This window comes from Carboxydocella sp. ULO1 (genome assembly GCF_002049255.1).
GTDB lineage: Bacteria > Bacillota.
Window position 1 is genome coordinate 1 of the sequence record NZ_BDLQ01000116.1, and the last position, 243, is coordinate 243.

Genomic DNA, 243 nt, shown 5'->3' on the forward strand with positions numbered 1-243 from the left:
GAAGCTGGAAGCATGGGCTAAGTCTGGTATTCTGATATAAAGAAAGCCGTTCGGGTAAGGGATAACCTGAAACTCTCCTTCGTACTTGCCCAGGTTGCCGGGATAAGGAATATTAAAACCCTCCGGCCACGGTTCCGGCTGGCCGGAAGCGCTAACGTTACACAGGGCTACCCCATCAGGGTTTGTGTCTATAGCCAGACAACCTTTAGCAAAGTCCGGTTCCTGCACCCTGACCACTTCAAA

At 51.4% G+C, this 243-nt stretch carries 1 pseudogene; it reads right to left on the bottom strand.

Annotated elements, in window-relative coordinates:
* Positions 1-243 (bottom strand): annotated as a pseudogene (locus ULO1_RS12340) (IS200/IS605 family accessory protein TnpB-related protein); the annotation flags it as partial.